The organism is Microbulbifer variabilis (assembly GCF_056232115.1).
The window spans coordinates 3,129,318-3,154,583 of the sequence record NZ_CP174325.1 but is presented as its reverse complement, the minus strand read 5'-3'; the positions used below and the strand labels follow the sequence as shown (position 1 = coordinate 3,154,583).

Sequence of the window (25,266 nt, the reverse complement as noted above, 5' to 3'; positions counted from 1 at the left end):
CTGCTGTGTCGTCGAGAGAGCGCGCACTTTACCCAAATGTTTCCTGATGTGCAAGTACTATTGTGCATTCCATTGGGAAAAATATGTATCCACCTGTAAATCCGGTGCCTGGCGGGGAGCTTTATCCGGGGTCCCACAGTAAATAAAACCATCTATACGCTCATTTTCCGCAAGGCCGAGCCCCTCAGCAACCACCGGGTTACTGGCCAGGGGGCCAGTACGCCAGTAGGCGCCAACACCCTCTGCGAAGGCAGCGGTGAGCATAGCCTGTACGGCGCCGGCAGTAGACATATGCTGCTCCATGTGAGGTACCTTGGGATGCTCCTGTAGACGGGTGATAGCCACAATGATCAAAGGCGCTCGCAGCGGCATAGCCAATGTACGCTGGCGCTGGGCTTCCACTAGTGGAGCGCCTTCAGCTTGTTCAGCCGCCTGCAGGAATAGCTCCCCCAATCGATTACGCTCCTGGCCCTCTATTAGCAGGAAGCGCCAGGGGCGCAAACAGGCGTGATCCGCCGCGCGAAGGGCGGCGCGAAAGATGTTCTGGCGCTGCTGTTCATTGGGAGCTGGCTCAATAAGCTTTCCCGTTGAGACTCTGTTATGCAAGGCGGTCAGGGCATCCATCGTTTTCTCCAGTTGAAGTCTGAGCGCGGAGTGTACCCTAACCAGCCTACGTAGCGCATACGTGCGCCCCGTATTAAAACCCAGTATAAATATCGGTTTTTTAGCAATCTGGCTTTTGGAGGAGTACACTTCGCCCAGTAAATCGATGCACTGCGAGTAAAAGCCAGGGATATTGAAACCGGTTACGGGCCGCTCGCTATATGTATAATTCCGCTAAACGGACAAAAAGATAACCACAGATGCAGGACAAGCTTGAGGGGAACACAGAGCGGGGCATTAGCCCCCATTACTCTACCTATTTCCGCACCTTAATTTGTTTTGCGGCTACGGGCACCCTGGCAAATACTGTCGATTGGTCTTCTCCATGGCAACTGGACAAGCTGATTACAATTGGCATAGCAGTATTACTACTCGCTTACTGCGGCTTTGCCCAATTCCTGCTTTATAAGTCCCGCGATAAAAAAGCCTATAAAACCCGGCGCTGTCTATCCTTTATCGATACCATATTTGTTGGTATCACTATCGCATTAGCCAATTTCAGCATGTTGCCATCATTGCTGTTTGTCACTGTGGTGCAGCTCAATGCCCTGACTCAGGGCGGTGGCAGAAAGTGGTTTGAACACAACACAGGCCTTCTCGTCGGTGTTGTAGTTGGCTACCTGATACACAGACCGGCACTGTTGATTAATGCCGACCTCACTATTAGCACCGTGAGTTTAATAGGCATCCTCGCCTATTTATGTGCCTATGCATTTTTTACCCACCGACAAATCAGCCAGCTCAAGGAGGCCAATCATGCCCTCACCACCGAGCAACGTGTAAGTAAGGTACGCTCCTATAAACTCTCCAAATATCTGCCGCAGCGCCTATGGCGTTCTATTACTACTGGTGATGAAGAGGCCCTGACTACACAGCGTAAGCTGTTGACAGTTTTCTTTTCAGACATCAAGGATTTCAGCCAGCTTACCGAGGAGCTGGAGGCTGAAACCTTTACTCTATTGCTCAATAACTACCTTTCAGAAATGGCACGTATCGCCGGCCAATACGGCGGCACCATCGATAAATTTATCGGTGATGCGGTTATGGTGGTATTTGGGGATGATGAAAGCAAGGGCCCCAAATCTGATGCTCTGCGCTGTGTCGCTATGGCCTTGGCCATGCGCAAGCGGGTTCGTGAGATGAAGCAGGAGTGGTACAACAAGGGGATCTCCCGCCCCTTGCAAGTGCGAATGGGAATTAATACAGGTTACTGTACTGTTGGAATCTTTGGCACAGCCAACTACCAGTCCTATACCGTAATGGGCACCCATGTGAACTTGGCTTCACGCCTTGAGGGTGCGGCCCAGCCAGGGGAAATCCTGATCAGCCATGAGACCTGGGCAATGATCAAGCACACGGTTATGTGCCGTGATAAAGGCCATATCACTGTTAAAGGCATCAGCACCCCGGTTAAGGTTTACCAGGTGACAGACCTGCGTAAAAACCTCGGTGGTCAACAAAGCTACCTGGAAGAACACGCCCCGGGTTTCTCTATGCACCTGGATCTGGATAAGATACGTAATTATGACAAGGGCAAGGTGCTGCAATCCCTGGAGAAAGCCACCTCAAGCCTCAAAAGCAAGGTCATTATCTAGCTCGCCCGGTTTCTGCCAATTAGCTTTACATAGTGGTATGCATACGCACAGCCAGGTTCCCCATAATCCATGCAGTACCTACCACAATGATCAGCAGAATCAGGGTTGAAAAAAGGACCAAGGCCAGGTTGTCCCGTCCTTCTTTTTGTGTTGTAACATTCAAGAAGCACTTAAGTTGCACTGCCAGTTGAGCTACCCCAAGCAAACCAACCAAAATAAGTACGCTTTTATTTTCCCGCCCCACTGCCAAAACTGCCCAGAATGCCGCAATGGTAAGCACTACCGACAGAACATAACCGGTTAGGTAGGTACGTAAATGGGCCGCGTAACCGGATTTATTAGCCATATACCCATCCGCCAAAATAGACAACCGAGAAAATCCCGATCCAGATCAAGTCCAGAAAGTGCCAGAAAAGGGCCAGGCGCAGGAAGCGCAACTTGATAATATCCAGCATACCCACTTTGCATATCTGCACAATCAACACCAGCATCCATAAACAGCCGAAGCTGACATGTAAGCCGTGTAAGGGCACCAGGCCAAAGAAAGCTGATAAATAGCCACTGCGCTGGGGCACACCACCCCGTGCCGCCATTTGCGAGAAATCGTAGAGCTCCAATGTCAGGAAGCCCAACCCCAAAATTAGGGTTACCACCACCCAGAACAGAAAGCTCGCCTGGCTGCGTTGGTGCTTCATGGTGACAGTTGCAATGCCCACGGTAAGGCTACTGGTAAGCAGCAACATGGTTTGCGCGAATAAACTGCCAAAATCGAATAATTCCCTTGGTCCAGGACCACCTGCGGTAGCCCCAATCATGGTGATATAGATGGCGAAGACCACCCCAAAGAAAATGAGGTCGCTCATCATAAAAACCCAGAACCCAAAGATCACCATATCCGGGTCTTTGTGAATCGCCCCAGGCACCTGGCCTGGGTTTACACTGGGGTTACTGGTCGAAGGGGTTCCGTTCATTTGTCAGCCTAGTGCTCCAACTTGGCGTACCCAACATTGGCAGGGGTATTTTCCAAATCCCTGCCAACCGCCCTGCTCTTCTTCACCTGCTCCAGCCACTTTTCCGTGTCTTCCCGCACCTGGCTTGCTGGGATTACCCGCTCACTGTCCCAACGGAAAGTGGAGGCTATTACTGCAACAATAATGGCCACAGCGGATATCAGTGCCAGCCACCAGATATACCAAACCAGCGCAAACATGAGGATGCCGCTCAACACACAGAGGATAAAACCCAGCGGATTATTTTTTGGCACTTCGATATCACGGTAGACTTTTGGCGCCAGATAAGCGCGCCCCTGTTCCTTGGCCTCGGTAAACTCGTCCCGATCAGTGACCCTCGGCAGTTCGGCAAAGTTGTAAGAAGGCGCTGGAGCAGGAATTGACCACTCCAGAGACCGGCCATCCCACGGGTCCCCCACTGGAACACGGTTTTTATCCCTGTCTCTCAGGCTGACCACCAATTGCACCACCAAGCTGATTAATGCGCACAAAACCACCATGGCTCCAACAAATGCAACCAGCATGTAGGGTTTGAAAGTTAGGTCCATATAACTGAAGGAACGCCTTGGCATTCCCAACAGGCCAGCACCATATAGTGGGAAAAACGTCAGCATAAAACCGAGAACCCAAAGGAATGCCGACCAGCGCCCAAGCTTGTCATTGAGACGAAAACCAAAAGCCTTGGGGAACCAATAGTTGTATCCGGCGAGCAACCCAAACAGCACGCCCGGAATTAAAACATTGTGGAAGTGCGCCACCAGGAACAAGGTATTGTGTACCTGGAAATCCACGGTGGGATTAGCCAGGATCACACCGGATAGACCACCAATTACAAATAAAATCAAAAACCCGATGGAGTAAATCATCGGCGTGGTAAAACGGATTCGTCCCCGGTACATGGTCGCCATCCAATCGTAGACCTTCACTCCGGTAGGAACTGCAATCAACATGGTGGCAATACCAAACACAATATTAATTGTGGGGCTCTGACCCATGGTAAAGAAGTGATGCAGCCATACAGTAAAGCTCAACACACCAATACTCATAGTGGCGATCACCAGAGACTTGTAGCCATACAAGCGCTTTGCAGAAAAGGTAGAGAAAACTTCGGAAAATATGCCGTAGGCCGGTAGCACTAACAAATAAACTTCCGGGTGCCCGAACAGCCAAAACAGATTGGCATAGTTCATCATATTTCCACCGAGATCATTGGTGAAAAAGTGGAAATCCAGGTATCTATCGAAACCCAGCATCAACGCGGCCACACTTAAGGGTGGCATGGCAAATATCATCAAAATAGAGGAGCAAAGTACCGTCCAGCAAAACATCGGCATACGGAAGAATTTCATTCCAGCAGCGCGACATTTGATGATTGTAACGGTGAAATTAATACCCGTGAGGGTGGTACCGGCACCCGAGAACACAATGGCCCATATCCAATAATCGGGCCCGACACCTGGATTAAAATCCCCTCCGGTATAAGGTGGATAAGCAGACCAACCGCCAGTGGAAAATTCCCCTACCACCAGGGAAACCATTAATAAAATTCCAGATGCAACCGTAACTGCCAGGCTGATTTGATTGAGAACAGGGAAAGCAACATCCCGTGCACCAATCTGTAATGGCATCGCATAGTTAACCAACCCAACCACAAAAGGTACGGCAACAAAAAATATCATGATGGTGCCGTGGGTACTGAATAGCTGGGCAAAGTGATCGGCGTAGAGAAAACCATCTGGCGCGGCAGCCTGCTGCGCCCGCATTACCATTCCTTCCAGCAGCCCCCTGGTCATCATTACCAGTGCAAACACTATGTACATGATGCCAATTCTTTTGTGATCAGTACTGGTAAGCCATTCGGACCAGAGGGTGCCCCATACCCGGAACCAGGTCAGCAAGCCGAGAATTGCGACAGTGGCAATAATCACGATACTGCCGGCGGTACTGGCGACAAATTCGCTCACCGAGGGATCGGTGATTAATTTACTGAAAACAAGGGAGTCCCAGTTTAGTTTGCCCAACCAACCGTATTCATTCATGGTTGCGCGCCCTCCACTTCCTTATCCCGTCCAAATTTCTCGGTGCCGGGCTGCTCCTCAATACTGAGGGGTTTACCGGAGTGGTAGCGCATCACTATATCCTGGAAGAGACTGGCATCTGGGAGAGTGAAATAAATGGCTTGGGCAGGCATTTGCGCCGTGGCCAGTTCTTTGTGCGCCTCCTCACGGGTGGTACGTGTCGCCAGGCGATTGTAAGTATCCTCATTCAACGGGATACCTGAGGCGCGAACTTGTGCTACCCAAGCCTGAAAATCCTCATCATTCTTAATTAACACATCAAATTTTTGGTCAGTAAAACCTTTCCCGGTAAATTGGGTGTTTTCCCCCTGGGTTTTCCCAAGCTTGGTGGCAATAAAATTCAACTTGGTCGTCATTCCTGGCATGACATAAATTTGTCCCGCCAACGCTGCAATGAGAAAAGACTGCATCACCGTATCACTGGTGAGAGTCATAGATACCGGTGTGTGTACCGGGACAACTAACTCCCCCACCGTGGCAATTTCCAGCTGGGGATAAATAAACAGCCACTTCCAATCGAGCCCCACCACTTCCACCTTAACAGGCGGTACCACTCCTTGAATTTCCTCGTAAGGATCCAGGCTAATCGTGGCACGCCAAAGCATGACCGAGAGCACCAGAATAACCAGGAAAGGCACGCCCCACATCACGACTTCCAGCGGGCCATAGACCTCCCATTTGGGCGTATAAATACCGGTACCTTTTTTGCGTCGGTATTTAAATAAAATAATTGGCACCAAAATAAAAACGGGCAACACAGCCACCATAGTGAGGGCTGTAGCCCAGAAGAAATGGGTTTTCTGCTCATGTGCCACTGGACCCAATGGCATCAGGAAGCTTTCGGATGCAAAGGTGGGATTGGCATTCAGTAAAAACAAAATAATTACGGGCAGAGCCAATACTGGCCGGGGAAAAAAGTGAGAAAACCACCTAAAAAACTGTATAAAGTTCTGAGAAAACCCCATTGGCGTGTCAACTTTCCAATCCATTGTAAAGCCTACCGACGAAAGGACTCGCTGGCACCCATTTCAGGCTACCGGTTACACTAAAACAGTCGCGACACCCTACGATTTAAAGCCAAGTACTCCCTGTACTCACCGGGCACTATTATGCGACTTGTCTCACCAGAATAGCTGATTAAAATATTCTTTAACCTCGTGTACTCTCCTGCTGGGCTAAGTTTCTGGCGGACGATTACATTTAATCGGCGATTGAAGAGTTATCACCCTAGAAAACACCATCCTTCATCATTTCCTGAAGAACCGTCTCCACATACTCCAGAGCATCCCCCTCCCGTGGCCGACGAATTTCTCCGTCAATGTAATTCACCAGAAAGGTTTCAGTTTTCAATGACCAATACAGCTCCTCACTCGGGCCCTCATAGAGCCGGGTTTCCACTATGGCAACCTGGGAGTTAGAGATATTCCGGTTCAAATGTTTGAACTCACTTAGCTGTGTTACTAACAGCGTATCGAATTGATAAGCTGCCAGCACTTCGGCGACCTCTTCCATGGATGGGACCTCGTGCCCCGTTGCAAAATCACTCCAGGAGTAGGCCTGTATCTCGTAGCGGCTCAATTCATCAATCCAAACATCTTCAACATGAATTCCAACGATTGGACGAGGTACCGTTGTGTAGGTCAATACCAAAGTTTTCCCCAGAGGGCGTGCACTTATATATGGAGAATGCCAGCTATGAATAACTATGGTTCTCGCAGAATGGCAGCTGTACACACACAGGAAGGCCAGAAGTAAAACTCCTCTAATAACCACTGGCCATCCCCTTAAAAAGAAATTCGGCTAGTGAATTGGGTACGCCAAACCGAACCGTAGGCGCCATCCTTATCCTCCCGAGTACCGTAGAGAGCCTCCACACCAAATAACCATTGCGGTGTCGGAGTCCATGTCAGGTTAATACTGCTGTATTGAGTTTCCCGGAATGCAAAGCCAGGCTGAAAGTCGAAATTATCCTGCTGTACCAATCCGTAGGTAGCGACGGTATACAGGCATGGGCTCCACCAATGTTGGTAGCCGATGTACCAGGCAAGTGTTGGAATCGCCTCCAGCCGGTTTTCATAAAAATCATAAGAGGCATCTGCAGGAAAATCGTTCAGGAGCCCCCCATATCCCGCCCCAAAGCTTAAGGAGTATGTAATGAAATCCGGAGCTAAGCGCCCAGGCATATCTATAACACCGCTCAAATTCACTCCCCACCCGGTATCTGAAACAGCGGATTGTGGTTCCCCACTGCCACGTAAATCCCGCACTATAAAACTGCCTTGAAAATTAAAACGGTCCGTCTGGGAGATAACAGCGACTACCGCATCAGGCCAACGAGAAACTTCTACAGCGCCCTCAAACACTCGCTCATCGGGCGCCTCCAAAGCAACTTCCAGAGTAAGTGTTGGGTGATATTTGCGATGCCAACGCACAATAGGATGCCGCAGGGACAGCATTGAATTTGGCCCCTCATAATCCAGGGTGTTTGGCCAGGCATTAAGATTAGTGAATGTGGACCAGTCCTGGCCGATCAGTAAATCACCACCAAGTAGGATATCGCTGACCTGACCATAAGCCTTACGCAACTGTAAAATTGGCTCGGCAATAGTGGTATCCCTGAGGAAATCCATTGTCGTTTCAGTCTTGATCTGCCTCCCCCCCCAGGGCATCTTGGTCTCGAGTTCTAACCTCGAAACCTGCACACTGACATTGGTCTGCCCATCTTCCCCTTCGGCTGCGGTTCTGTCACTGGTGACAATAGCGCTGGTAGTAAATTCAGCCGGACTCACAATTGCACCAGTGTCGTAGTTGGCATCCAGCTCCGCGAAGCCGCCTATCTTGATCCGTAGCTCAGTCCCAGTTACCTGAATTGAGCCTGGCCAGTCTGTTGGTGCTTCGGCGATCGCCGCTTCCAATTCAGAGGGTGAAATTTCGGGAGGATGGTTTTTTATGCGAGGAGGGGGTGAAGGGTCTTGGGGGATTGCGCGCCGCAGCTCCTCCACCTGCTGGCGCAGGGCATCAAGAGCCGCTTTTTGCCGCTGGATTTGTGCCTCCTGCTCTTCCAGCTGGCGCTGCTGATCCTCGATAACACGCAGTAACTGATCCGCCTCAACATATACCTGCGCAATCGAAGACTGGGCAAAAAGAGCCTGTATGGCAAACACAATCACAGCAGGAAGCGCAGGGGATTGTGTATTGATTTCCATATCTAAGGCTTGACTCCATCTCCCTCGGGCCCGGCCTGCTCAAATTAAAAGTGCTATTTCAGCAGCTGATGCATATTTCCCACAGTTTTATTCAAGAAAGCGTAGTTCAAGACTCTGAAATACTGGTATTGATCCTGTACCAGCCTTTACAAAGCTGGCCAATTGATGGAAATAAAAAGGAGAAAAGCGCCTTTAGCTGGCCCAGCTAGTGCCAGGCCTATAAGAGCTAGAGAAATTACTATTGGCGGGCGAAACGCGGTGGCAGCGGTTTCTCAATACGTGTGGAACGCAATGGGTTAATATCCAGGCCACCACGACGTGTATAGCGGGCACATACCGTCAGCTCAGAAAATTCCGCCAACTGCTGCAGATCGCAGAATATCCGCTCTACGCAGTGCTCATGGAAATCCTGGTGCTCACGGAAAGAAACAATGTAGGCCAGCAGCGCCTCTCTTTTCAGCGCCGGCCCCTTGTACTCCACCATAACCGTGGCCCAGTCCGGCTGGCCAGTAACCGGGCAGTTACTACGCAACAGGTGGCTGTAGAGGGTTTCACTGACATCTTCCCCACTTCCTTCCAAAGCGAGTAGCGATTGGGCCGGCTGGTATTGCTCCACGGCAATATCCAGGTCATCCAGGCAAAAACCCTGCGGTCTTTCTACCGCCAGGGCAGCATCTTCCACATCCAGGAGATTCACCTCAACCGCAGCTCCAACAGCTTCGCCCAGGTCCTTTGCCAGGGTATCTTGAACCAATCGCCAAGACTCAAATTTACTCTGATTAAAGGAGTTGAGGTACAGCTTGAACGACTTGGACTCAACCATACAGGGGCTTTCCGCAGGGAAGCTAAATCGCGCTACTGCAACCTGCGGCTTACCCTTCGGGTTCAGCCAGGAGAGCTCAAAGCCCCACCATTCATCCTCACCAAAAAATGGCAGGGCCCCCGCGGACAGGCCCAGCTGCGCGCGGGAGATGGAACGCTGAATTGGGTGCAGCAACTGCGGGTTATAAGTGGATTCGTAAGTGGTTTCCCGACCCAGCGGGAGGTTCTGCCAATCTTCTCTGCTCATAATCAACCTCAATGCCTCAATCGCTTGCCGTGACTCATCAGGTAGAGCCCCCAACTGGCGAGAAGTGCAATAAATACCAAAACCCCAATAAAAGCCCAAGCCACGTTGATATCTGAAACTCCCAGTATCCCATAGCGGAAAGAATTCACCATATAGAGAATCGGGTTGAGCTTTGACAGCCCTTGCCAAAAGGGCGAAAGCAATTCGATAGAGTAGAAAACACCCCCCAAGTATGTGAGCGGGGTCAATACAAAGGTGGGGATAATAGAAATAGCATCAAAGCTATTGGCGTAGATAGCATTAATAAACCCGGCCAAAGAGAAAAGTACTGCGGTCAGGAAAACGATAGCTATGGTAACGCCAACATGCTCAACACTGAGCGATGTAAAAAACATCGCCACCAGGGTGACAATCAAGCCGACAATCAAGCCCCTCGCCACGCCGCCAAGTACATATCCAGCCATTACCGCCCAATTGGGAGTGGGTGATACCAAAAGCTCCTCAATACTGCGCTGAAATTTGGCACTATAAAAAGAGGACACAACATTGGCATAAGAATTGGTAATTACCGACATCATTATCAGACCCGGCACCACAAATTCCATATAGGGATAACCCCCCATATCTCCGATTCGGCTCCCAATGAGAGAACCAAAAATCACAAAATACAATGACATGGTGATTACTGGCGGCACCAGTGTCTGCGGCCATATACGCATAAAGCGACGCACTTCCCGCCGGAAAATTGTGCTGAAGGAGATCCAGGTTAATCTGCTGCTCACTCGTCCACACCCTCCATTTTTTCCTCGGACAACATGGAAATAAACAGCTCCTCGAGGCGGTTGGCACGATTACGCATACTGGTCACAGTAACGCCTTGGGCTTTAAGCTCAATGAAAACCTCTGTCAGCGACTGCCCCTTCTCGACAGTGATTTCCAGGGAGTGGCTATCCAACAGATGACATTCAAACCCTGAAAGCCCCGGCGCCTTTTCCAGATATTCACTGCAGTCGAGAATAAATGTCTCACGATTGAGGGTCTTCAATAAGGACTTGATTGAGGTGTTCTCAACAATCGTACCTTTGTCGATGATTGCAATGTTGCGACACAGGCTTTCTGCCTCCTCCAGATAGTGGGTAGTGAGGATAATAGTGGTGCCCTGCGCATTAATCTGCTCCAGGAAAGCCCACATGGAACGGCGCAGCTCGATATCCACCCCTGCGGTGGGCTCATCGAGAATCAATAATTTGGGTTCGTGGATCAGGGCCCGCGCGATCATCAGGCGGCGCTTCATACCGCCGGACAGCATACGAGCCTGGGTAGCCCGCTTATCCCAAAGTCCGAGTTGCTTGAGGTACTTTTCAGTGCGCTCTTCCGCCAACTTGCGCGGCATCCCATAAAAGCCGCCCTGGGTGGCCACGATATCGAATACTTTCTCGAACTGGCTGAAATTAAATTCCTGCGGTACCACGCCCAATAGACGCTTGGCGGCTGGAAAATCACTATCGATATCAACCCCAAAAATAGAGATGCTCCCGGCGCTCTTGCGCACCAGGGAACAAATAATGCCTATGGTGGTGGACTTCCCCGCACCGTTGGGGCCCAGCAAGGCAAAGAAATCCCCTGGCTGCACCTCAAAGCTGATGCCCTTCAGGGCCTGGAAGCCACCTTCATAGGTCTTTTGCAGATTCTGGATAGATAGCGCGGCGGTCATCTCTCACTCCCGTTACTGGAGGCGCCATTCAACGCGCTTGCCCAAAGGAATTCAACCGGTGGAATACTGGGATTTGACAGTGTGGCCCAGCCTGGCAATTGCCGAAAGTCCAGGCGCGCGCTTACAGTCCCAAAAGCTCTGGCACAAGCGATAAATTAAGAAGCAATATATCGGAAAATTAAAAAGCCGCTCGATTGAGCGGCTTTTTATTTGGAGCGGGAAACCGGGTTCGAACCGGCGACCTCAACCTTGGCAAGGTTGCGCTCTACCAACTGAGCTATTCCCGCGCTTTGGGTTGGCCCGGCAGCAGTGCTGCCGGGCCTTATTGGCATCCCCAAGGGGAGTCGAACCCCTGTTACCGCCGTGAAAGGGCGGTGTCCTAGGCCTCTAGACGATGGGGACAGAAACTTGCACTACAACCTGTCGGTCCCGTGCTGCCATGCTGTCCATGGCATTGCCACTGGTATTCCAGTGGCTTCACTCTCCAGATATGACCTGAACATCACCCTGTAAAGCAAAACTTGGAGCGGGAAACCGGGTTCGAACCGGCGACCTCAACCTTGGCAAGGTTGCGCTCTACCAACTGAGCTATTCCCGCAATTTGACCCGGCAGCATTGCTGCCAGGTCGTATTGGCATCCCCAAGGGGAGTCGAACCCCTGTTACCGCCGTGAAAGGGCGGTGTCCTAGGCCTCTAGACGATGGGGACAGAAACTTGCACTGCAGCCTTTCGGCCCTGTGCTGCCATGCTGTCCATGGCAGTGGCCACGGATTTCTCTGTGGCGATACTTCCCGAGCGGACTAGAGATCTACTCGTGAAGCGTGAAACTTGGAGCGGGAAACCGGGTTCGAACCGGCGACCTCAACCTTGGCAAGGTTGCGCTCTACCAACTGAGCTATTCCCGCGTGGCATCCCCAAGGGGAGTCGAACCCCTGTTACCGCCGTGAAAGGGCGGTGTCCTAGGCCTCTAGACGATGGGGACCCAGAATCACCTCTGTCGTCATCGCTGCGTTTTAAAGTGTAGCTCTGCGTCAGAAGTGGGGCGCATTCTATGTACCGTTCAGGGTGCTGTCAACACCCGAGTTAAAATTTTTTTCTTTTATTGTCAGGCACTTACCTAACCCGGTGGATTCGAGGGAACAGATTTCCGGCCCTGGGAGACGGCACTGTTCGCCGCACTGACTGCATGCAGGCGCAACTCCTCCAGAAATTCTCGGATACGCTTTCCATTGGCACCAAGGTCACTCACCCCAACCCGTGAGCTGGACCGGACATCCACTCGTGAGCTACCGTCACTTTCTGCCCTGACTCGCACAACAATATCATCCGTGAATCCCAGCAACAGAGTTCGATCCACGGCTTCGAGGTGGCCATTACTGGGCTCGTAGGAAACAATTTCCCAGCCGAGCTCCTTAGCCACCTCAGCGGCCAGTTCAGTAGTGCGCTCGACCGGCAGGTGCACATGCAATGGGTAGATATCGCCATAAACATCGGCCTCCCGCTGCAACCTTGCCACCTCTTCCCCTCCGTATTCCGCACTGTTCTCCCCCGGCTTACGCAGGCCCGGCACCACACGATACTGGGGTGGGTTACGGGTATCAGTGGTGATATCGTGAATTCTCGGCACAGTAAAGTTGTCCTTGCCCACCGTGATCAGCGGAATTGCCACCGGCAGTAGGCCGAGCAATACTGCCCACAACGCATTACTACGGGTCACGGCGCTGTTACTACGTACCCCCCAGACAAAGATCAACAGGCTGACCAAGGCGATCGCCAGGGCCGCAGCACCGGCGTAGGTGAACACCTTGAAAGCCATACTGAAATGCAGCAGCCCAAATCTCAGCGCGAGTCCGGCCAGAACAATCGCACTGAGCAGCACCCATTGGGCCCACAACAGCCAGCGACTCCAGTGTTTTTCAATCACTCTTCTTCCCCTTCCTCGCCGCTGCTTTTATCCAGTTTTACCGATAAGGAATTAATACAGTAACGCAACCCGGTTTCTGTAGGGCCATCATCAAATATATGCCCGAGATGACTGTCACACTTGCTGCAAAGCACCTCCACTCGCTGCATACCGAAACTGTTATCAGGGAGCTCTCGCACTATCCCCTCGGCAAACTCTGCATCAAAGCTGGGCCAGCCGCAGTGACTCTCAAATTTCGCTCCGGAATCAAACAGAACTTCGCCACAACACTTGCAACGATAAACGCCTTCGTCAAAAACATCCCAATATTCGCCGGTATATGGTGGCTCTGTCCCCCCCTTGCGACATACCTCAAACTCCTCATCTGTCAGCTTATCGCGCCAGTAGTTATCGTCTTTTGGTTTTGACATACTCTCTTGTTCCATTTTTACCAGTTCCCGCAGGAGCGGCACTCGCCGCCAGTGAACTTCCCGGCTTTCGCGCAGCTCGCACGCGGCCCAGGACCGCTCCTGCCAAGCTACAGGGCTGCCGAACCACCATGAAGGACATCCATAAATCTGAAAAACTGCACGGCGTCTGCTATGAGATCCGCGGCCCTGTCATGGAGCAGGCCTACCGGATGGAAGAAGAAGGCCACCGAATCCTGAAGTTGAATATCGGCAACCCCGCCCCTTTCGGTTTCGACGCTCCTGATGAGATTATCCAGGATGTTATCCATAATCTCTCCCAAGCCCAGGGCTATGTCGAATCAAAGGGCCTTTTCGCTGCGCGTAAAGCCATTATGCAGGAGTGCCAGACCCTGGGTATCCAGGGCGTTGATATTGACGACATTTACCTGGGCAACGGTGTTTCAGAGCTAATTTCCATGGCTACCCAGGCACTGCTCAATAACGGTGATGAGCTGTTACTGCCCATGCCCAATTATCCTCTTTGGATGGCGGCCACCAACCTCACCGGTGCCACACCAGTACTCTACCGCTGCGATGAGGAATCAGGTTGGTTGCCGGATATCGAGGATATTAAATCAAAGATTACCTCTCGTACCCGCGGCATTGTCGTAATTAATCCCAACAACCCTACTGGCGCCATTTACCCAAAGGAGCTACTGGAGGATATCGTTGAAGTGGCACGCAGCCACAACCTGGTCGTTTTCGCCGATGAAATTTACAGCAAAATTCTTTACGACGATGCCGAGTTCACCCCAATGGCCAAATTGGCTCCAGATGTGCTCTGCCTGAGTTTCAACGGTCTTTCCAAGTCTTATCGCTTAGCCGGTTTTCGATCAGGCTGGATGATAGTGAGCGGCGCGAAACATCGCGCTAAAGGGTTTATTGAAGGCATGGATATACTTGCCTCCATGCGATTATGTGGCAATGTACCGGCAATGTTTGCTGTACAAACAGCCCTTGGTGGCTACCAGAGTATCAACGATCTCGTGCTACCCGGTGGACGCTTGCGCCAGCAGAGGGACTTGGGCCATCAGATGCTAAATGACATTCCGGGAGTAAGTTGCGTTAAACCCAGCGGCGCCATCTATTTATTTCCCAAGTTGAACCTCGATCACCACAAGATCGAAAATGATGAGCAGCTGGTGCTGGAGTTCTTACGCCAGGAGAAAATCCTGCTGATACAGGGCAGCGCTTTCCACTGGGATGCACCGGATCATTTACGCATCGTATTCCTGCCAAGGGCAGATGACCTATCCCACGCGATGACCCGCCTGGGCTACTTTCTGGAGCGATATTCCCGCTGATGTTGGACGATTTACATATTCACGATTTCTACCGGGATGCCGGCAGGATTTTGCTGGCACTGTTCGGCCAGTTTCCCCTACCCACAACAATTTATGTTGAGGACATCGCCGGGCCCGATAGCCCTGATGAATTCGGGTTACATTCGCCACGTCATTTGGCCTGCCTGGGAGCAATCAGCTGGCTAAAGCAAAGTGGCTATATTACTTTCTCCCAGCTGGTTCGCCAGGAAGCTGCAGAAGAAACTGTACTGACCCACCGCGGGTTTCTATTGCTGATTAATGCAGATGCAGAGTCAGGACAGAGCAACGCGCAGCTTCTCAATAGCGCAGTACGCGATGCATCATCTACAAAATTACAGACCCTAATGGAACGCCTGATGCGGGAATTTGCTGCTATTTAACAACCTGCCCAAAAGGATCTATTGCTCTTCAACTAGAGTTTATGACACCTTTCCATAAACCCTTTTCGGCCGGTCATGCACTCACATACACAACTTACGACTGGAGAATTTCTGTTCCGCTCGGCAAGCGGCCAAAAAATTTCAACAGCCCGCTCAAATACCCTAAAAAGATAGCGCCGCTATTCCTGGCGGCGGTATTTTACATGCAACATTTTTAATGCCGCATCCGGGTCCCGATCGGGAAAATCCGGACTCTGCGCTAAGCGGGTCACAATTTCGTACCCTCTGTCAGCGCCGAGGATCAGCTCGCGGAAATGCGCCTCACTATGACGGGGGGAATTGATGACCATCAGCAAATCCGCCTCATCTGCAAGGCAGGCCGGCAATTGTCGTACGAGCTTTTCGTAATTGTGACTCACATCAAAACGGCCTTTCTGGCGTGTGGGCGGATCTACGATGCCCAACTGGAAAGGGCCTCGGCGGTCAAAACGCTTGAATTGACGCAGCGCGTCAAATTGCAGGAATTGAATGCCGTTCAGGGACAAACCGTTCACTTCGTGGTTTTCGCGCCCGCGATTTAACACACCGCGATTCACATCCACATTGACGATTTTAATATCCCCTGCTGCACGAGCCACAGCAGAAAAGGCACAGGTAAAGGCAAACAGGTTCAGCATTTTCACAGCCCCCTGTTCCGCCCGGGCACGAACCTGTTCTTCCAACCAAGTGCGCCCTGGTTCTATATCCAGGAAAAAACCAACGTTCTGTCGCTCAAAGGTCAGGGGAAACTTCAGTTCACCACGCTTTGCCATCGGAGCTGCCACAGGCTCACCACACTGCCACTCTATCGGAGCGCCAGTCTGGTAGCGGCGCTGAGTAGCAATACCACGGTAATCGTGCGGCTCTGCCAGTTGCCAGAGCGTTTCGCACAACTCCGCTTCTCCTTCATACTCTTCGAAAAAAGTCACCAGCAGCGCTGGAAAAAAACTGTCGACACAAACCTGCTCCAACCCCTCATAGCAACGGCCACGGCCGTGGAACAGACGACGACTGTCTCTGCCACCCTGCGCTATTTTGGACTCAACCAGCTCCAGTAGCTGCTGCCAATTGGTAGACACTCAAACTTCTCCGTTACTCAATGGGTATAAAATCGCATCCCGGTAGCCGGTAACTACCCGGATAAAGCCACTCCAATCCCGATCTAATTCCGGCTCACCGCTGTCCACCAACAGGGGGCGGCCTCCAAGTTCAGTTATTTTGGTTTTAGTAGCGACAACCATTAAGTTATCACGCCCGACTTCCCGTAGAACTCTTGCGGAAAACTGCTGGTTGCCACGGCCAATCAAGTGCCCCTGGCCACCAATAGCAGTGAGCAAGATTTTTATTGGGCCCTGGTGCGCAGCGATCGCCGCCTCGATCTGTGGTGCACCCACATCCGCCTGTTGTAAGGCACCGTCGATCAGCAGATCCACCCCCAACAAAGTACCTTTACAGCCCAGCTCATTCATTATCGCCAGGGTTGTTGAGCCGGGGCCAACAATGTACAGGGTACCGGGGTCCAACTCTTCAACAATCTCAGCGGCAATGTCTGCCACAGCCAGTTCTTCCACCTCACGCCCGGCATTTTTTACTGCCTGTAAAAAATGCCCCTCCTGGGGCACCAACAGTTCGCCGTAATAACGGGTGCTCACTCTACCCTGGCGAAAAGATTGTTCGTCGATATCCCGCACTTCGCGCTCACACAAATCCACCAACTGACCGGACATGAGGCGCCGTAAAACCTCGCCGCCAGCTTTGGGGGAAATAGCAAAACATGCGGAATGCATCTTGACTCCGGCAGGAATACCCAGCACAGGGAAATGCTCCCCAAGGGCATTAACCATATTGCGTGCAGTGCCATCTCCACCGATAAAAACAATTAGGTCAGCACCGGCATCGCGAATCGCTTTAGCTGCTTTTTCCGTGTCTGCGGGAGTGGATGGGCTGCTATCGGCAGCCCCCACCTCATTGACAGAGAAACCGAGCGCGCGAGCGGTATCTGTACCCATATCACCGGCAAAACACAGAAGCTCCAATTGCTCGCGAAAAGGGGCTAATGCCTCCAGGGCGATTGCGGCGCGCTTGTGGGATTGAGGCTCGATCCCTGCAGCCAGCGCCTGTGCCACCGCCTCAGCCCCATCACTGCCCTTAAGCCCCGCCGGGCCACCGACACCCGCCCAGGGGTTGATAATCAGCCCCAGTTTTTTTACTTGCTTGTCTAATTGCACTTAAGCCCCAACACCGCTAACTGCTCTTTATCACTTTCACTCAGGTTTTGCGCCGACGTACTGTAATGAGAAAATTCCAGGCGCTCGGGGTATTCTCGGCGCAAACGGTCGAAGGCTTTAGACATCGGCTCAGGGCCTTCCGCCGCTTCACGCAGACGGCAATCATCATTGCGGGGATCATACATTTGCAACAGCAGTTCTGCCTGGATGCCTCCTGAGACAATTCTATTTTGCGCGGCCTCACATCCCGTACTTTTATCCACTGCAGGTAGTGCCAGGTCCAGCGCATTCGACAGTGCCTCTCGAATCATGTGAGTACCCGCAAGCTTGCCGTCCAGGCTATAGCCGGCAATATGCGGCGTGCCCAGGTCAACCAATTTCAATAGTTCAGTATCAATACCCGGCTCATTTTCCCAGACATCCAGCACTGTGCTAAAACGCCGCTCTTTTTGCAGGAGTTGAAGCAGTGCGCGGTTATCTACCACCGCACCCCGCCCGGCACTAATCAGCACCGCTCCATCCCGGATATGTACAAGCTGCTCCGCACCAATCATATGTAAGCTCGGGTAAAGGCCACTTTTAACCAGAGGAGCATGCAGGCACACAATATCCTGGCTAAGCACCTGCTCCAACGGCGCATAGTCTGGGTTCTCTGGTAACCAGGGATCGTAAATAGCGCAGGTAGCGCCCAGGTTGTGCAGCCGCTTCTGCAGCAGGCCGCCAACATTGCCGCAACCGACAATTCCAAAGCTGCGCCCACGCCAGTCGGCCCCCAGGGCCGCCAGAGCACAGAATACATATTCCACAACGGAGTTGGCATTACAGCCCGGCGCGGCGCTCCAATAAATGCCATTGCGCTCCAGCCAGTCGGTATCCAGGTGGTCAGTGCCAATTGTGCAGCTACCAACAAAGCGGACTGGCGTACCTTCCAACAGGCTTTGGTTTACTCGCGTGACCGAGCGCACCAGCAGAATATCGGCGTCGGCAAGTTGCTCACGGGTAAGGGTTCGGCCAGGGTAACGCACCAGTGTGCCCAGATCCCCGAAGTATTGCTCTAGGGCCGGAATATTTTCATCCGCGACAATCTTCAGGCTGGCACCATTAGTTAAACTTTCACTCATGCAAGCTCTCCATCCATACGGCTCACGGTCCGCACCATCTTCCCTTTCAGGCCCCCGATACCAAATTCTTCCGCGAGGGCCTGGGCCAGATCCAGGTCCACTACTTGCGGACGCAGATCTGCCACAGCAATACCCAGGGGGATATTCTCTTCCAGGCTGGTGAGGCGCTTGGCCAGACGTAACTGCTCTTCAAATTCCTGCAAGCGCTGGGCAATTCCCTTGGCACCACGAATAGGTAGTGACGCCACCTGCTCCAGCTGCACCAGGAGCATCTCTATGCCCTCAAAAGCCTCCAGTAGTCGCGCCGCTGTCTTGGGACCAACACCTGGAATTCCGGGAATATCGTCGCTGCTATCCCCTACCAGTGCCAGATAATCGGCAATCTGTGCCGGTTTCACCCCAAACTTTTGCTCCAAGGCTTCGCTATCCATATGGCGATCCGCAGCGAAGTCCCAAAGGGAGGAGGCCCCCCTATCCAGCAATTGCCCCAGATCCTTGTCGCGGCTCACAACAATCGGCTTGTGCCTTCGCAGCTTTCGGGTGAGGGTGGCAAGAATGTCGTCTGCCTCATAACGCTCACTGGAGAAGCTGGCAATTCCCAGGGCCTCCGCCATCTCCCGGCACGCCGCCAGCTGGAAGGCCAATGCCTCATCGGGCATAGCGCGACTGCATTTATAGTCCGGGTACAGCTCATTGCGGAAGCAACTGCCCAGAGACTCATCAAAAGCACAGGCTATATGGCGCGGATCTCGCGCTAACATATCCAGCAGGAAATTAGTGAAGCCATAAACAGCTTCAGTGGAGTAACCGCTGCGGCTCTCCCAGTTGGGCGGCAGCGCAAAGTAATAGCGGAAAATATAGACGGAGGCGTCAATCAGATAGCTGCTCACGATAACTCCACCAATTGGTAGGCATCCTTATCGAGCGGGTCCGGGCACTCAAACTCCTCAGCCAGTGCCTGGGCAAAAGTTCTCGCCCGAGCGTTTGGCCCCTGGGCACAGTACTCCTGCACCTGTTCCCAGATTGCCTTCTTAAAGGTGTCGCTAGGGCCCAGGCCGCTTTGTAGGTTGTCTGCACTGACCCGAAACCGGAAACCACAGGCGCGCGCGAAGACCCACTCCAGCGCCTGGGGCTTGACCTCCACAAGCTCAAACTCAGCCTGCTGCTCAGGGCTGCGCCCATCCGCTTCATACCAATAGCCATAGTCAGGAAGCAGGCGGCGCGCCTCCCCGGCCACACACCAATGGGCCACTTCGTGCAGGGCGCTGGCGGCATAATCCAAGGTAAATTCCACCTGGTGAACCCCCTTGTTCATGGCGGCGGGGCGGTAGTAGGGTTCAGGAAAACCGCCACAAAGTCGGGTATTGAGCCCATTTGGATCCGCAAAACAACGATTAAAGACGCCAATTATGCGATCCGCCATAGGCAAAATTGTAGAAACTGAAGCCATTTCTGGGTTAGGAACGGGCAAGGTGTTCTCCGGGGTACCGCAAAGGCGGGGACTATATCAACGCAGGCGCCTCGATCAAAGCTGTGCCGCAGTGGAGCCAATTGACAGCGCTGGTTGTATTTCCGCAAATCAACATATACCTTTACTGGCAGGGATGCCGCGTTGGGCACCTGCCCTTTCAGCGAATTCCCGGAGGAGGGATAAAGTAGTCAAATACCCTCCTGATTCAGTCTTCCTTCAGAGATAGGGCATAGGTAGTCGCACCTTTGTCTGAGTGGAGACGGTTTACAACCGGCCCTGCCAGGAGGTGTTCCATGACAGACCACAGCATTAACAATGTGGTTGACCTCTTCACCGGCGAGCCGATCGAGACTTCTGCGGACCGGCGCTTTATCCGCCTGTCGCCAGAACTCGACGGCTTGGAAATGCTCTACTCCAACAACTCCAGCGGAACAGACTTCTACAGTCTGAAAGTGCTGTGCTGGGGGCTTAAAGCAAATGGCGAGGTCGTAGGCCTCGTTCCCTGGTTAAACTCAATAGTGGCCTGTCCAGACATCAAGGACCCTTTAGATGGACGCTTTGAGGGCTACTACGATCCCGGCATTGAGGAAATCTTCCACCACCCACCCATTCACAAAGTCGTCGAGCTGGAGACTGCGGCGGAATACTTTGAGTTTGAGAGCAGCAAAGCTGAAGAAGTGCTGCAGGAGATCCCCGATACCATCGGCACCCACGCGGTGTTTATGGATGAGGATCGGGAGAACCTGACGTTAATTGAGGTGATCAGCTGGCGCCTGCACGCCGACGGTTTGATCCACGGCATGCTGATCGACCACGATATCGTTGAGACCACCCCGGTACTGCCGGGTGACCATTGCCTGTACCCCGCACAGGAGAGCGTGGGCTTTCGCTACTTTTTCCAGCACCATATCGCCAACAAGATCAAATCAGAGGATCCGGAGGCATTGGCCGCCATCGCCGCACTGGTAACGGCGCCATAATCTATTCGACCGACCATCTAGTCGGCAGAGAATTGTATCCAGGAGTGTGTTGCCGTCCCTGCCATTATGGGCTGGGGCGGCAGCAAAAGATCTCGACCGGCTATTCCCCTTTTCTAATCCAGAAAACGAATTCGTCATTCTCCTCAACGTGTTGAACCAGCTCATAGCCAAGAAATTGGCAAAACTTAGGTACATCCCGCTGGGTGGACGGGTCAGTGGCAAGCATTTTCAGTACCTCCCCATCGGCGACATTTCGCACCGCTGAGTGCAGCATCATTACAGGCTCCGGGCACAAGAGGCCGCGGGCGTCGAGAGTGTGATCAAACTTCATATAGCCAATTGTGCGCAATTTAACGGGCTTCGTCACCCGAAAACTGGCAGTCACCTAAATCCAGGATTGACGCACTAAACTCCTCTAAGGCCCTATCGCGATTTGGGTACACAATGATTTATGTATTGATTGAGCGGGAGATCGCTGCCGAAATGCAGAGTAGCTATGAGGAGGCAGCACGCAAGGTACTGACCTGTGCCTACCGCACCATCGGCTTTATCGAAGGGCAGACCTATATCGAAAAGGGCAATCCCCTGCGCCGCTTCACCCTATCGAAGTGGCAATCCGAGCTGCACTGGCAACACTGGTACACTAGTGAGGAGCGCCGCGCCCAAATGGCCATGTTGAGCCCCTTATTGGTTCAGGAGGAGCGTATTATCGTCCTTGAGACCGCAGCATAAATTGCGCCGCTATTTCCACCGCAGACTGCCAATGCCCTGCATGAGTAAAACCACTGGCACGGCGGGGCTTAAAGTCGTGATCACCATCCTCCAGCCACTCAACTTCGATAGTATCTGCTAATCCGTAAGTGTCGACTTCTACACGGTTGCCTAGGGGGTCTCTATCCCCCTGAACGATGAGCGTCGGGCAGGAGATCGCCTGTAAATGCTCAGTGCGCAGCTTGTCCGGTTTGCCCTGAGGATGGAACGGATAGCCCAGGCAGACAACTCCTGCAATCAAACTCTCGGCAAAGCTTTCATCAGCAAGCAGGCTCGCCACCCGCCCCCCCATGGACTTGCCACCAATAAATAAGGGAAAACTTCCCGAAAAATGCGCAATCTGCTCGCGAAAACACTCCTCGAGCTGGGGCATGGTGTTAGGCGGGCGCTTACTGCCACCGGTGCGACGTTGGGCCATATAGGGAAACTCGAAGCGAATCACCTCTACACCCTGTCCACACAGCCCCAGGGAAAGAGCCTGCATAAATTCGCTATCCATGGGCGCGCCAGCACCGTGGGCAAACAGAAAGCGGGCTTTGGGTGACTGGGGGCTATCTATCAGGTAATTAGACATCGGTGGGCAGATCCTGGGCGAGCACCAGGTTGACGCTCTCCTCACCCGGTTCAAACCAGATGACTACCTCACCGGACTGAAGCTGTCGGCGTAAGCTCGCAACCTTCTCCGGTAATTCCACTTCGCTCTCACCATATTCGGTGCCTTCTCGGGTGGCGTATTCTTCCAACAAGTTCTGCAGGGTGCTGGCATCCAGCTGTTCATAGGGAATGATCATACAACTATCAGATAGGGTGAGATGGGAGCGGCAAATGCCGCTCCCAATATTGACGATATCAGCGAGGTGGGATTGTGGCTTAAGACTTTGGCTTGCGGAAGCGCAGGGTCATGCGGTCGCTCTCACCAATGGCCAGGTACTTATCCTTATCCTCATCCCCCAGGCGCAGCGAGGGCGGCAGGGTCCAAACCCCTTTCGGGTGCTTGGCAGTATCTTTCGGGTTGGCATTCACCTCACTGGCTTCCTCCAGCTCGAAACCCGCTTTCTTAGCGACTTCAATTACGTACTCCTGGGTGACATAACCACTCTTAATCATATCTTCCATGCTGGTACCAGGTTTGGCGCGATGCTCAACCACACCCAGGATGCCGCCAGGCTTTAGGGCAGCAAAAAAGCTGGCAAACGCTTTATCCTGATAATCGCGGTACATCCAGTTGTGTACATTGCGGAAGGTCACTACGGCATCAGCACTGCCGGCAGGTGCAACTTCACGGCCAGTCTGGGGTGAGAACTCAGTAATAACTACGTTTTTGTAGGCTTTTTCATTACCTGCGAGCTTTTCCTTAAAGTTCTTCAGGGAGCGCTGATAATAAGCAGACTCACTGTCTTCAGGAAAGTGTGCCGCGTAGAGCTTACCCTTCTCACTCAGGTAGGGGCCGAGAATTTCCGTATACCAACCGCCTCCGGGAGTAATCTCCACAACGGTCATATCCGGCTCAATTCCCATAAACTTGAGGGTTTCTGCGGGATTGCGGTACTGGTCACGAGCGGCGTACTCCTTGCTGCGCTGGTCTCCCTTGATTACCGAACTCAAGTCGGCAGCCTGCGCGCCAGTGGCCAGGGCCAGAGCACCAGCTAGCGCTACCAGAGATTTCTTGATATTGATCGTCATAATCGTTCCTGTTTTGTTATCGTTAATCCAGCTTCGATCGCACACTGTCGATCTTATCCTGTAATGACTGGTCACGGTCTACACGAGTTCCCAATTTCAGGCTGGTGGTGATGCGCTCAGCACCCATTGCATGCACCCGCTCATGACAGGCTTTCACTGCCGCCATCACCTCATCCCACTCCCCCTCTATGTTGGTGCCGTAAGCATGTAAATGGTGAGTAAGCCCGGCTTCCGCCAACGCTTTCTCGCACTCTGCAACATACTTACTTACAGACACCCCTACACCCATGGGAATCACACATAAATCGGCAAGTACCTTCATCGACAGTCCCTCGCAAGTTACCCGGTACGGGCGTGAAAGATAATGGCTTTGAGATTGACCGATAGAGTTATCCGACGAGATCCTATTACAATGCTTTCTATTGGTCTCTAGTGAAGTAAAGGAATATTACATGCAACAGCATCTCGTTATCTCTCTGATCTGTGACGACAAGCCCGGTGTTGTAGAGAAGCTTTCGACAGCCATTGCTGATAACGGCGGCAACTGGGAAGATAGCCATATGGCGCACTTCGCAGGAAAGTTTGCCGGTATTCTGCGTGTCGCCGTACCCGGTGACAAAAGCCAACCCATGAAAGATGCCCTCGCCAAACTGGCCGACGACGGATACAACCTGGTAATCGAAGATGCCGTGGCCGTTTCAACCTCCCCACAGCAGACCCTTACCCTAAAGCTGGTAGGCAATGACCGTCCGGGCATAGTTCGAGAAATCTCCCGTGCGCTCACCGCCCACCATATCAATATGGAACAGTTGGAGACCATCTACAGCAGCACACCCTGGAGTGGCGAACCCCTATTCACCGCCGAATGCACCATCAGTGTGGACGAGAATATAGATCTCGATGGCCTGCGCGATGAACTCGACCAGATTGCCAACGAACTGGGTGTGGAAATCGACTGCGAGGAGATCGCCACCCCCATCTAATTGTGGAATAATCCGCAGCCATGCGAAGCTGGGCACTTCCGCCCAGCTCAATTCAGCCAAGCCATATAGCGCCACCACAGGCGACTCCCAGCGAATGTTCAAGATTGTTCTGTACCAACCTGAAATTGCCCCCAACACCGGTAATATTATTCGCCTCTGCGCCAATACCGGCGCCGAGCTGCACCTGATTGAGCCCCTCGGCTTCGATATGGACGATAAACGCCTGCGCCGCGCCGGGCTCGATTACAGTGAATACAGCCGTGTAGTTCGCCACCAGGACTGGCAGACTTTTCTCGACAGCGATAAACCGGCCCGGGTATTGGCCCTGTCCACCAAAGGCAGTCATAGCCATACTTCTGTGGCGTATCATGACGGCGACGCTATCGTCTTCGGCCCCGAGACCCGGGGGCTGCCGGCGGAATTTCTGCAGGAAGTAGGCCACCAAAACACCCTGCGTATCCCGATGCGTGCGGAGAGCCGCAGTATTAACCTATCCAATGCCGCCGCCATCGTCATCTACGAAGCCTGGCGGCAGTTGGACTTTAGTGGCGCCCTCACCCAGTAGTAAGAATTTCAC

Annotated in this window: 29 protein-coding genes and 6 tRNA genes; 7 read left to right on the top strand and 28 right to left on the bottom strand. The window is 52.6% G+C overall.

Features of this window, described 5'->3' with window-relative positions; genetic code table 11:
* Positions 1-57 precede the first annotated feature (57 nt).
* Positions 58-624, bottom strand: a complete 567-nt coding sequence (locus tag ACJJI7_RS14060) for a nitroreductase family protein (protein ID WP_444901902.1) — start codon at positions 622-624, stop codon at positions 58-60.
* A 239-nt stretch (positions 625-863) separates the two neighbouring features.
* On the opposite strand from ACJJI7_RS14060, the gene ACJJI7_RS14055 reads away from it, so the two are divergent.
* On the top strand, positions 864-2,258 hold the full coding sequence (locus ACJJI7_RS14055; protein ID WP_020414734.1) for an adenylate/guanylate cyclase domain-containing protein: 1,395 nt from the start codon (positions 864-866) through the stop codon (positions 2,256-2,258).
* A 25-nt stretch (positions 2,259-2,283) separates the two neighbouring features.
* Here the strand turns inward: ACJJI7_RS14055 and cyoD are convergent, their stop codons facing one another.
* The 17 genes from cyoD to msrB form a co-directional block, all read right to left on the bottom strand.
* Positions 2,284-2,604: a cytochrome o ubiquinol oxidase subunit IV gene (gene cyoD / locus ACJJI7_RS14050; protein WP_020414733.1), complete on the bottom strand. Its 321-nt coding sequence runs from the start codon at positions 2,602-2,604 to the stop codon at positions 2,284-2,286.
* On the bottom strand, positions 2,597-3,229 hold the full coding sequence (locus ACJJI7_RS14045; protein ID WP_444901903.1) for a cytochrome c oxidase subunit 3: 633 nt from the start codon (positions 3,227-3,229) through the stop codon (positions 2,597-2,599). The genes cyoD and ACJJI7_RS14045 overlap by 8 nt, the downstream gene beginning before the upstream one ends.
* An 8-nt stretch (positions 3,230-3,237) precedes the next feature.
* A complete protein-coding gene (locus tag ACJJI7_RS14040) occupies positions 3,238-5,307 on the bottom strand; it encodes a cbb3-type cytochrome c oxidase subunit I (protein ID WP_444901904.1) in 2,070 nt (689 codons plus the stop codon).
* On the bottom strand, positions 5,304-6,335 hold the full coding sequence (locus ACJJI7_RS14035; protein ID WP_211214959.1) for a cytochrome ubiquinol oxidase subunit II: 1,032 nt from the start codon (positions 6,333-6,335) through the stop codon (positions 5,304-5,306). Before ACJJI7_RS14035 ends, ACJJI7_RS14040 begins: the two co-directional genes overlap by 4 nt.
* A gap of 238 nt (positions 6,336-6,573) precedes the next feature.
* On the bottom strand, positions 6,574-6,990 hold the full coding sequence (locus ACJJI7_RS14030; protein ID WP_157533671.1) for a hypothetical protein: 417 nt from the start codon (positions 6,988-6,990) through the stop codon (positions 6,574-6,576).
* Positions 6,991-7,130: 140 nt separating this feature from the next.
* A complete protein-coding gene (locus ACJJI7_RS14025; protein ID WP_020414728.1) occupies positions 7,131-8,552 on the bottom strand; it encodes a DcaP family trimeric outer membrane transporter in 1,422 nt (473 codons plus the stop codon).
* Between the two features lie 238 nt (positions 8,553-8,790).
* Positions 8,791-9,621 (bottom strand): NADPH-dependent 7-cyano-7-deazaguanine reductase QueF, encoded by an 831-nt coding sequence (queF, locus tag ACJJI7_RS14020; RefSeq protein WP_020414726.1) that lies wholly within the window; start codon positions 9,619-9,621, stop codon positions 8,791-8,793.
* Positions 9,622-9,629: 8 nt separating this feature from the next.
* A complete protein-coding gene (locus ACJJI7_RS14015) occupies positions 9,630-10,403 on the bottom strand; it encodes an ABC transporter permease (protein ID WP_020414725.1) in 774 nt (257 codons plus the stop codon).
* Positions 10,400-11,335 (bottom strand): ABC transporter ATP-binding protein, encoded by a 936-nt coding sequence (locus tag ACJJI7_RS14010; protein WP_020414724.1) that lies wholly within the window; start codon positions 11,333-11,335, stop codon positions 10,400-10,402. Before ACJJI7_RS14010 ends, ACJJI7_RS14015 begins: the two co-directional genes overlap by 4 nt.
* Positions 11,336-11,546: 211 nt before the next feature.
* Positions 11,547-11,622 (bottom strand) — tRNA-Gly (locus tag ACJJI7_RS14005).
* Between the two features lie 39 nt (positions 11,623-11,661).
* Positions 11,662-11,737: transfer RNA gene (locus ACJJI7_RS14000), tRNA-Glu, on the bottom strand.
* Between the two features lie 120 nt (positions 11,738-11,857).
* Positions 11,858-11,933 (bottom strand) — tRNA-Gly (locus ACJJI7_RS13995).
* Between the two features lie 34 nt (positions 11,934-11,967).
* Positions 11,968-12,043: transfer RNA gene (locus ACJJI7_RS13990), tRNA-Glu, on the bottom strand.
* A 121-nt stretch (positions 12,044-12,164) separates the two neighbouring features.
* Positions 12,165-12,240, bottom strand: a tRNA-Gly gene (locus ACJJI7_RS13985).
* A 1-nt stretch (position 12,241) separates the two neighbouring features.
* Positions 12,242-12,317 (bottom strand) — tRNA-Glu (locus tag ACJJI7_RS13980).
* A gap of 135 nt (positions 12,318-12,452) precedes the next feature.
* Entirely contained in the window at positions 12,453-13,259 is an 807-nt protein-coding gene (locus ACJJI7_RS13975) for a DUF1499 domain-containing protein (protein WP_020414723.1), read from the bottom strand.
* The gene (gene msrB / locus ACJJI7_RS13970; protein WP_211214958.1) at positions 13,256-13,669 is read right to left on the bottom strand and encodes a peptide-methionine (R)-S-oxide reductase MsrB; all 414 of its coding nucleotides are present in this window, start codon (positions 13,667-13,669) and stop codon (positions 13,256-13,258) included. The genes ACJJI7_RS13975 and msrB overlap by 4 nt, the downstream gene beginning before the upstream one ends.
* 128 nt (positions 13,670-13,797) lie before the next feature.
* Here msrB and ACJJI7_RS13965 point away from each other — a divergent pair, with 128 nt between their 5' ends.
* Entirely contained in the window at positions 13,798-15,012 is a 1,215-nt protein-coding gene (locus tag ACJJI7_RS13965; protein ID WP_020414721.1) for a pyridoxal phosphate-dependent aminotransferase, read from the top strand.
* Positions 15,012-15,413, top strand: coding sequence for a hypothetical protein (locus tag ACJJI7_RS13960; RefSeq protein ID WP_020414720.1), 402 nt, complete (start codon positions 15,012-15,014; stop codon positions 15,411-15,413). The genes ACJJI7_RS13965 and ACJJI7_RS13960 overlap by 1 nt, the downstream gene beginning before the upstream one ends.
* A 179-nt stretch (positions 15,414-15,592) precedes the next feature.
* Here the strand turns inward: ACJJI7_RS13960 and ACJJI7_RS13955 are convergent, their stop codons facing one another.
* From ACJJI7_RS13955 to ACJJI7_RS13935, 5 genes are read right to left on the bottom strand one after another with little or no spacing between them, the layout of a single operon-like run.
* Positions 15,593-16,531 (bottom strand): class I SAM-dependent methyltransferase, encoded by a 939-nt coding sequence (locus ACJJI7_RS13955; RefSeq protein WP_444901905.1) that lies wholly within the window; start codon positions 16,529-16,531, stop codon positions 15,593-15,595.
* A complete protein-coding gene (locus ACJJI7_RS13950; RefSeq protein ID WP_020414718.1) occupies positions 16,532-17,680 on the bottom strand; it encodes an ATP-NAD kinase family protein in 1,149 nt (382 codons plus the stop codon).
* A complete protein-coding gene (locus ACJJI7_RS13945; RefSeq protein ID WP_020414717.1) occupies positions 17,671-18,801 on the bottom strand; it encodes a 4-phosphoerythronate dehydrogenase in 1,131 nt (376 codons plus the stop codon). The genes ACJJI7_RS13950 and ACJJI7_RS13945 overlap by 10 nt, the downstream gene beginning before the upstream one ends.
* A complete protein-coding gene (locus ACJJI7_RS13940) occupies positions 18,798-19,691 on the bottom strand; it encodes a 5'-3' exonuclease (protein WP_444901906.1) in 894 nt (297 codons plus the stop codon). The genes ACJJI7_RS13945 and ACJJI7_RS13940 overlap by 4 nt, the downstream gene beginning before the upstream one ends.
* The gene (locus ACJJI7_RS13935; RefSeq protein ID WP_282951117.1) at positions 19,688-20,272 is read right to left on the bottom strand and encodes an elongation factor P hydroxylase; all 585 of its coding nucleotides are present in this window, start codon (positions 20,270-20,272) and stop codon (positions 19,688-19,690) included. Before ACJJI7_RS13935 ends, ACJJI7_RS13940 begins: the two co-directional genes overlap by 4 nt.
* A 293-nt stretch (positions 20,273-20,565) precedes the next feature.
* Here ACJJI7_RS13935 and ACJJI7_RS13930 point away from each other — a divergent pair, with 293 nt between their 5' ends.
* The gene (locus tag ACJJI7_RS13930; RefSeq protein WP_020414713.1) at positions 20,566-21,252 is read left to right on the top strand and encodes a hypothetical protein; all 687 of its coding nucleotides are present in this window, start codon (positions 20,566-20,568) and stop codon (positions 21,250-21,252) included.
* 100 nt (positions 21,253-21,352) lie between these two features.
* On the opposite strand, the gene tusA is transcribed toward ACJJI7_RS13930, so the two are convergent.
* The gene (gene tusA, locus ACJJI7_RS13925) at positions 21,353-21,583 is read right to left on the bottom strand and encodes a sulfurtransferase TusA (protein WP_026305254.1); all 231 of its coding nucleotides are present in this window, start codon (positions 21,581-21,583) and stop codon (positions 21,353-21,355) included.
* 113 nt (positions 21,584-21,696) lie between these two features.
* Between tusA and ACJJI7_RS13920 the strand changes: the two genes are divergently transcribed.
* Entirely contained in the window at positions 21,697-21,984 is a 288-nt protein-coding gene (locus ACJJI7_RS13920) for an antibiotic biosynthesis monooxygenase family protein (RefSeq protein ID WP_020414711.1), read from the top strand.
* Here the strand turns inward: ACJJI7_RS13920 and ACJJI7_RS13915 are convergent.
* The 4 genes from ACJJI7_RS13915 to ACJJI7_RS13900 all read right to left on the bottom strand — a co-directional run bounded on the left by ACJJI7_RS13915 (position 21,959) and on the right by ACJJI7_RS13900 (position 24,028).
* Positions 21,959-22,597, bottom strand: coding sequence for an alpha/beta family hydrolase (locus ACJJI7_RS13915; protein WP_444901907.1), 639 nt, complete (start codon positions 22,595-22,597; stop codon positions 21,959-21,961). The two genes, ACJJI7_RS13920 and ACJJI7_RS13915, sit on opposite strands and share 26 nt — an antisense overlap.
* A complete protein-coding gene (locus tag ACJJI7_RS13910; protein WP_020414709.1) occupies positions 22,590-22,814 on the bottom strand; it encodes a YheU family protein in 225 nt (74 codons plus the stop codon). The genes ACJJI7_RS13915 and ACJJI7_RS13910 overlap by 8 nt, the downstream gene beginning before the upstream one ends.
* A 79-nt stretch (positions 22,815-22,893) precedes the next feature.
* Positions 22,894-23,706, bottom strand: a complete 813-nt coding sequence (locus tag ACJJI7_RS13905) for a class I SAM-dependent methyltransferase (protein WP_020414708.1) — start codon at positions 23,704-23,706, stop codon at positions 22,894-22,896.
* A gap of 22 nt (positions 23,707-23,728) precedes the next feature.
* A complete protein-coding gene (locus ACJJI7_RS13900) occupies positions 23,729-24,028 on the bottom strand; it encodes an MTH1187 family thiamine-binding protein (protein ID WP_020414707.1) in 300 nt (99 codons plus the stop codon).
* A 130-nt stretch (positions 24,029-24,158) separates the two neighbouring features.
* Between ACJJI7_RS13900 and ACJJI7_RS13895 the strand changes: the two genes are divergently transcribed.
* Positions 24,159-24,689, top strand: a complete 531-nt coding sequence (locus tag ACJJI7_RS13895) for a glycine cleavage system transcriptional repressor (RefSeq protein WP_444901908.1) — start codon at positions 24,159-24,161, stop codon at positions 24,687-24,689.
* Between the two features lie 94 nt (positions 24,690-24,783).
* Positions 24,784-25,254 carry a tRNA (uridine(34)/cytosine(34)/5-carboxymethylaminomethyluridine(34)-2'-O)-methyltransferase TrmL gene (trmL, locus tag ACJJI7_RS13890; protein WP_444901909.1) on the top strand — a complete coding sequence of 157 codons (471 nt, stop codon included), beginning with the start codon at positions 24,784-24,786 and terminating at the stop codon, positions 25,252-25,254.
* Positions 25,255-25,266: the final 12 nt, after the last annotated feature.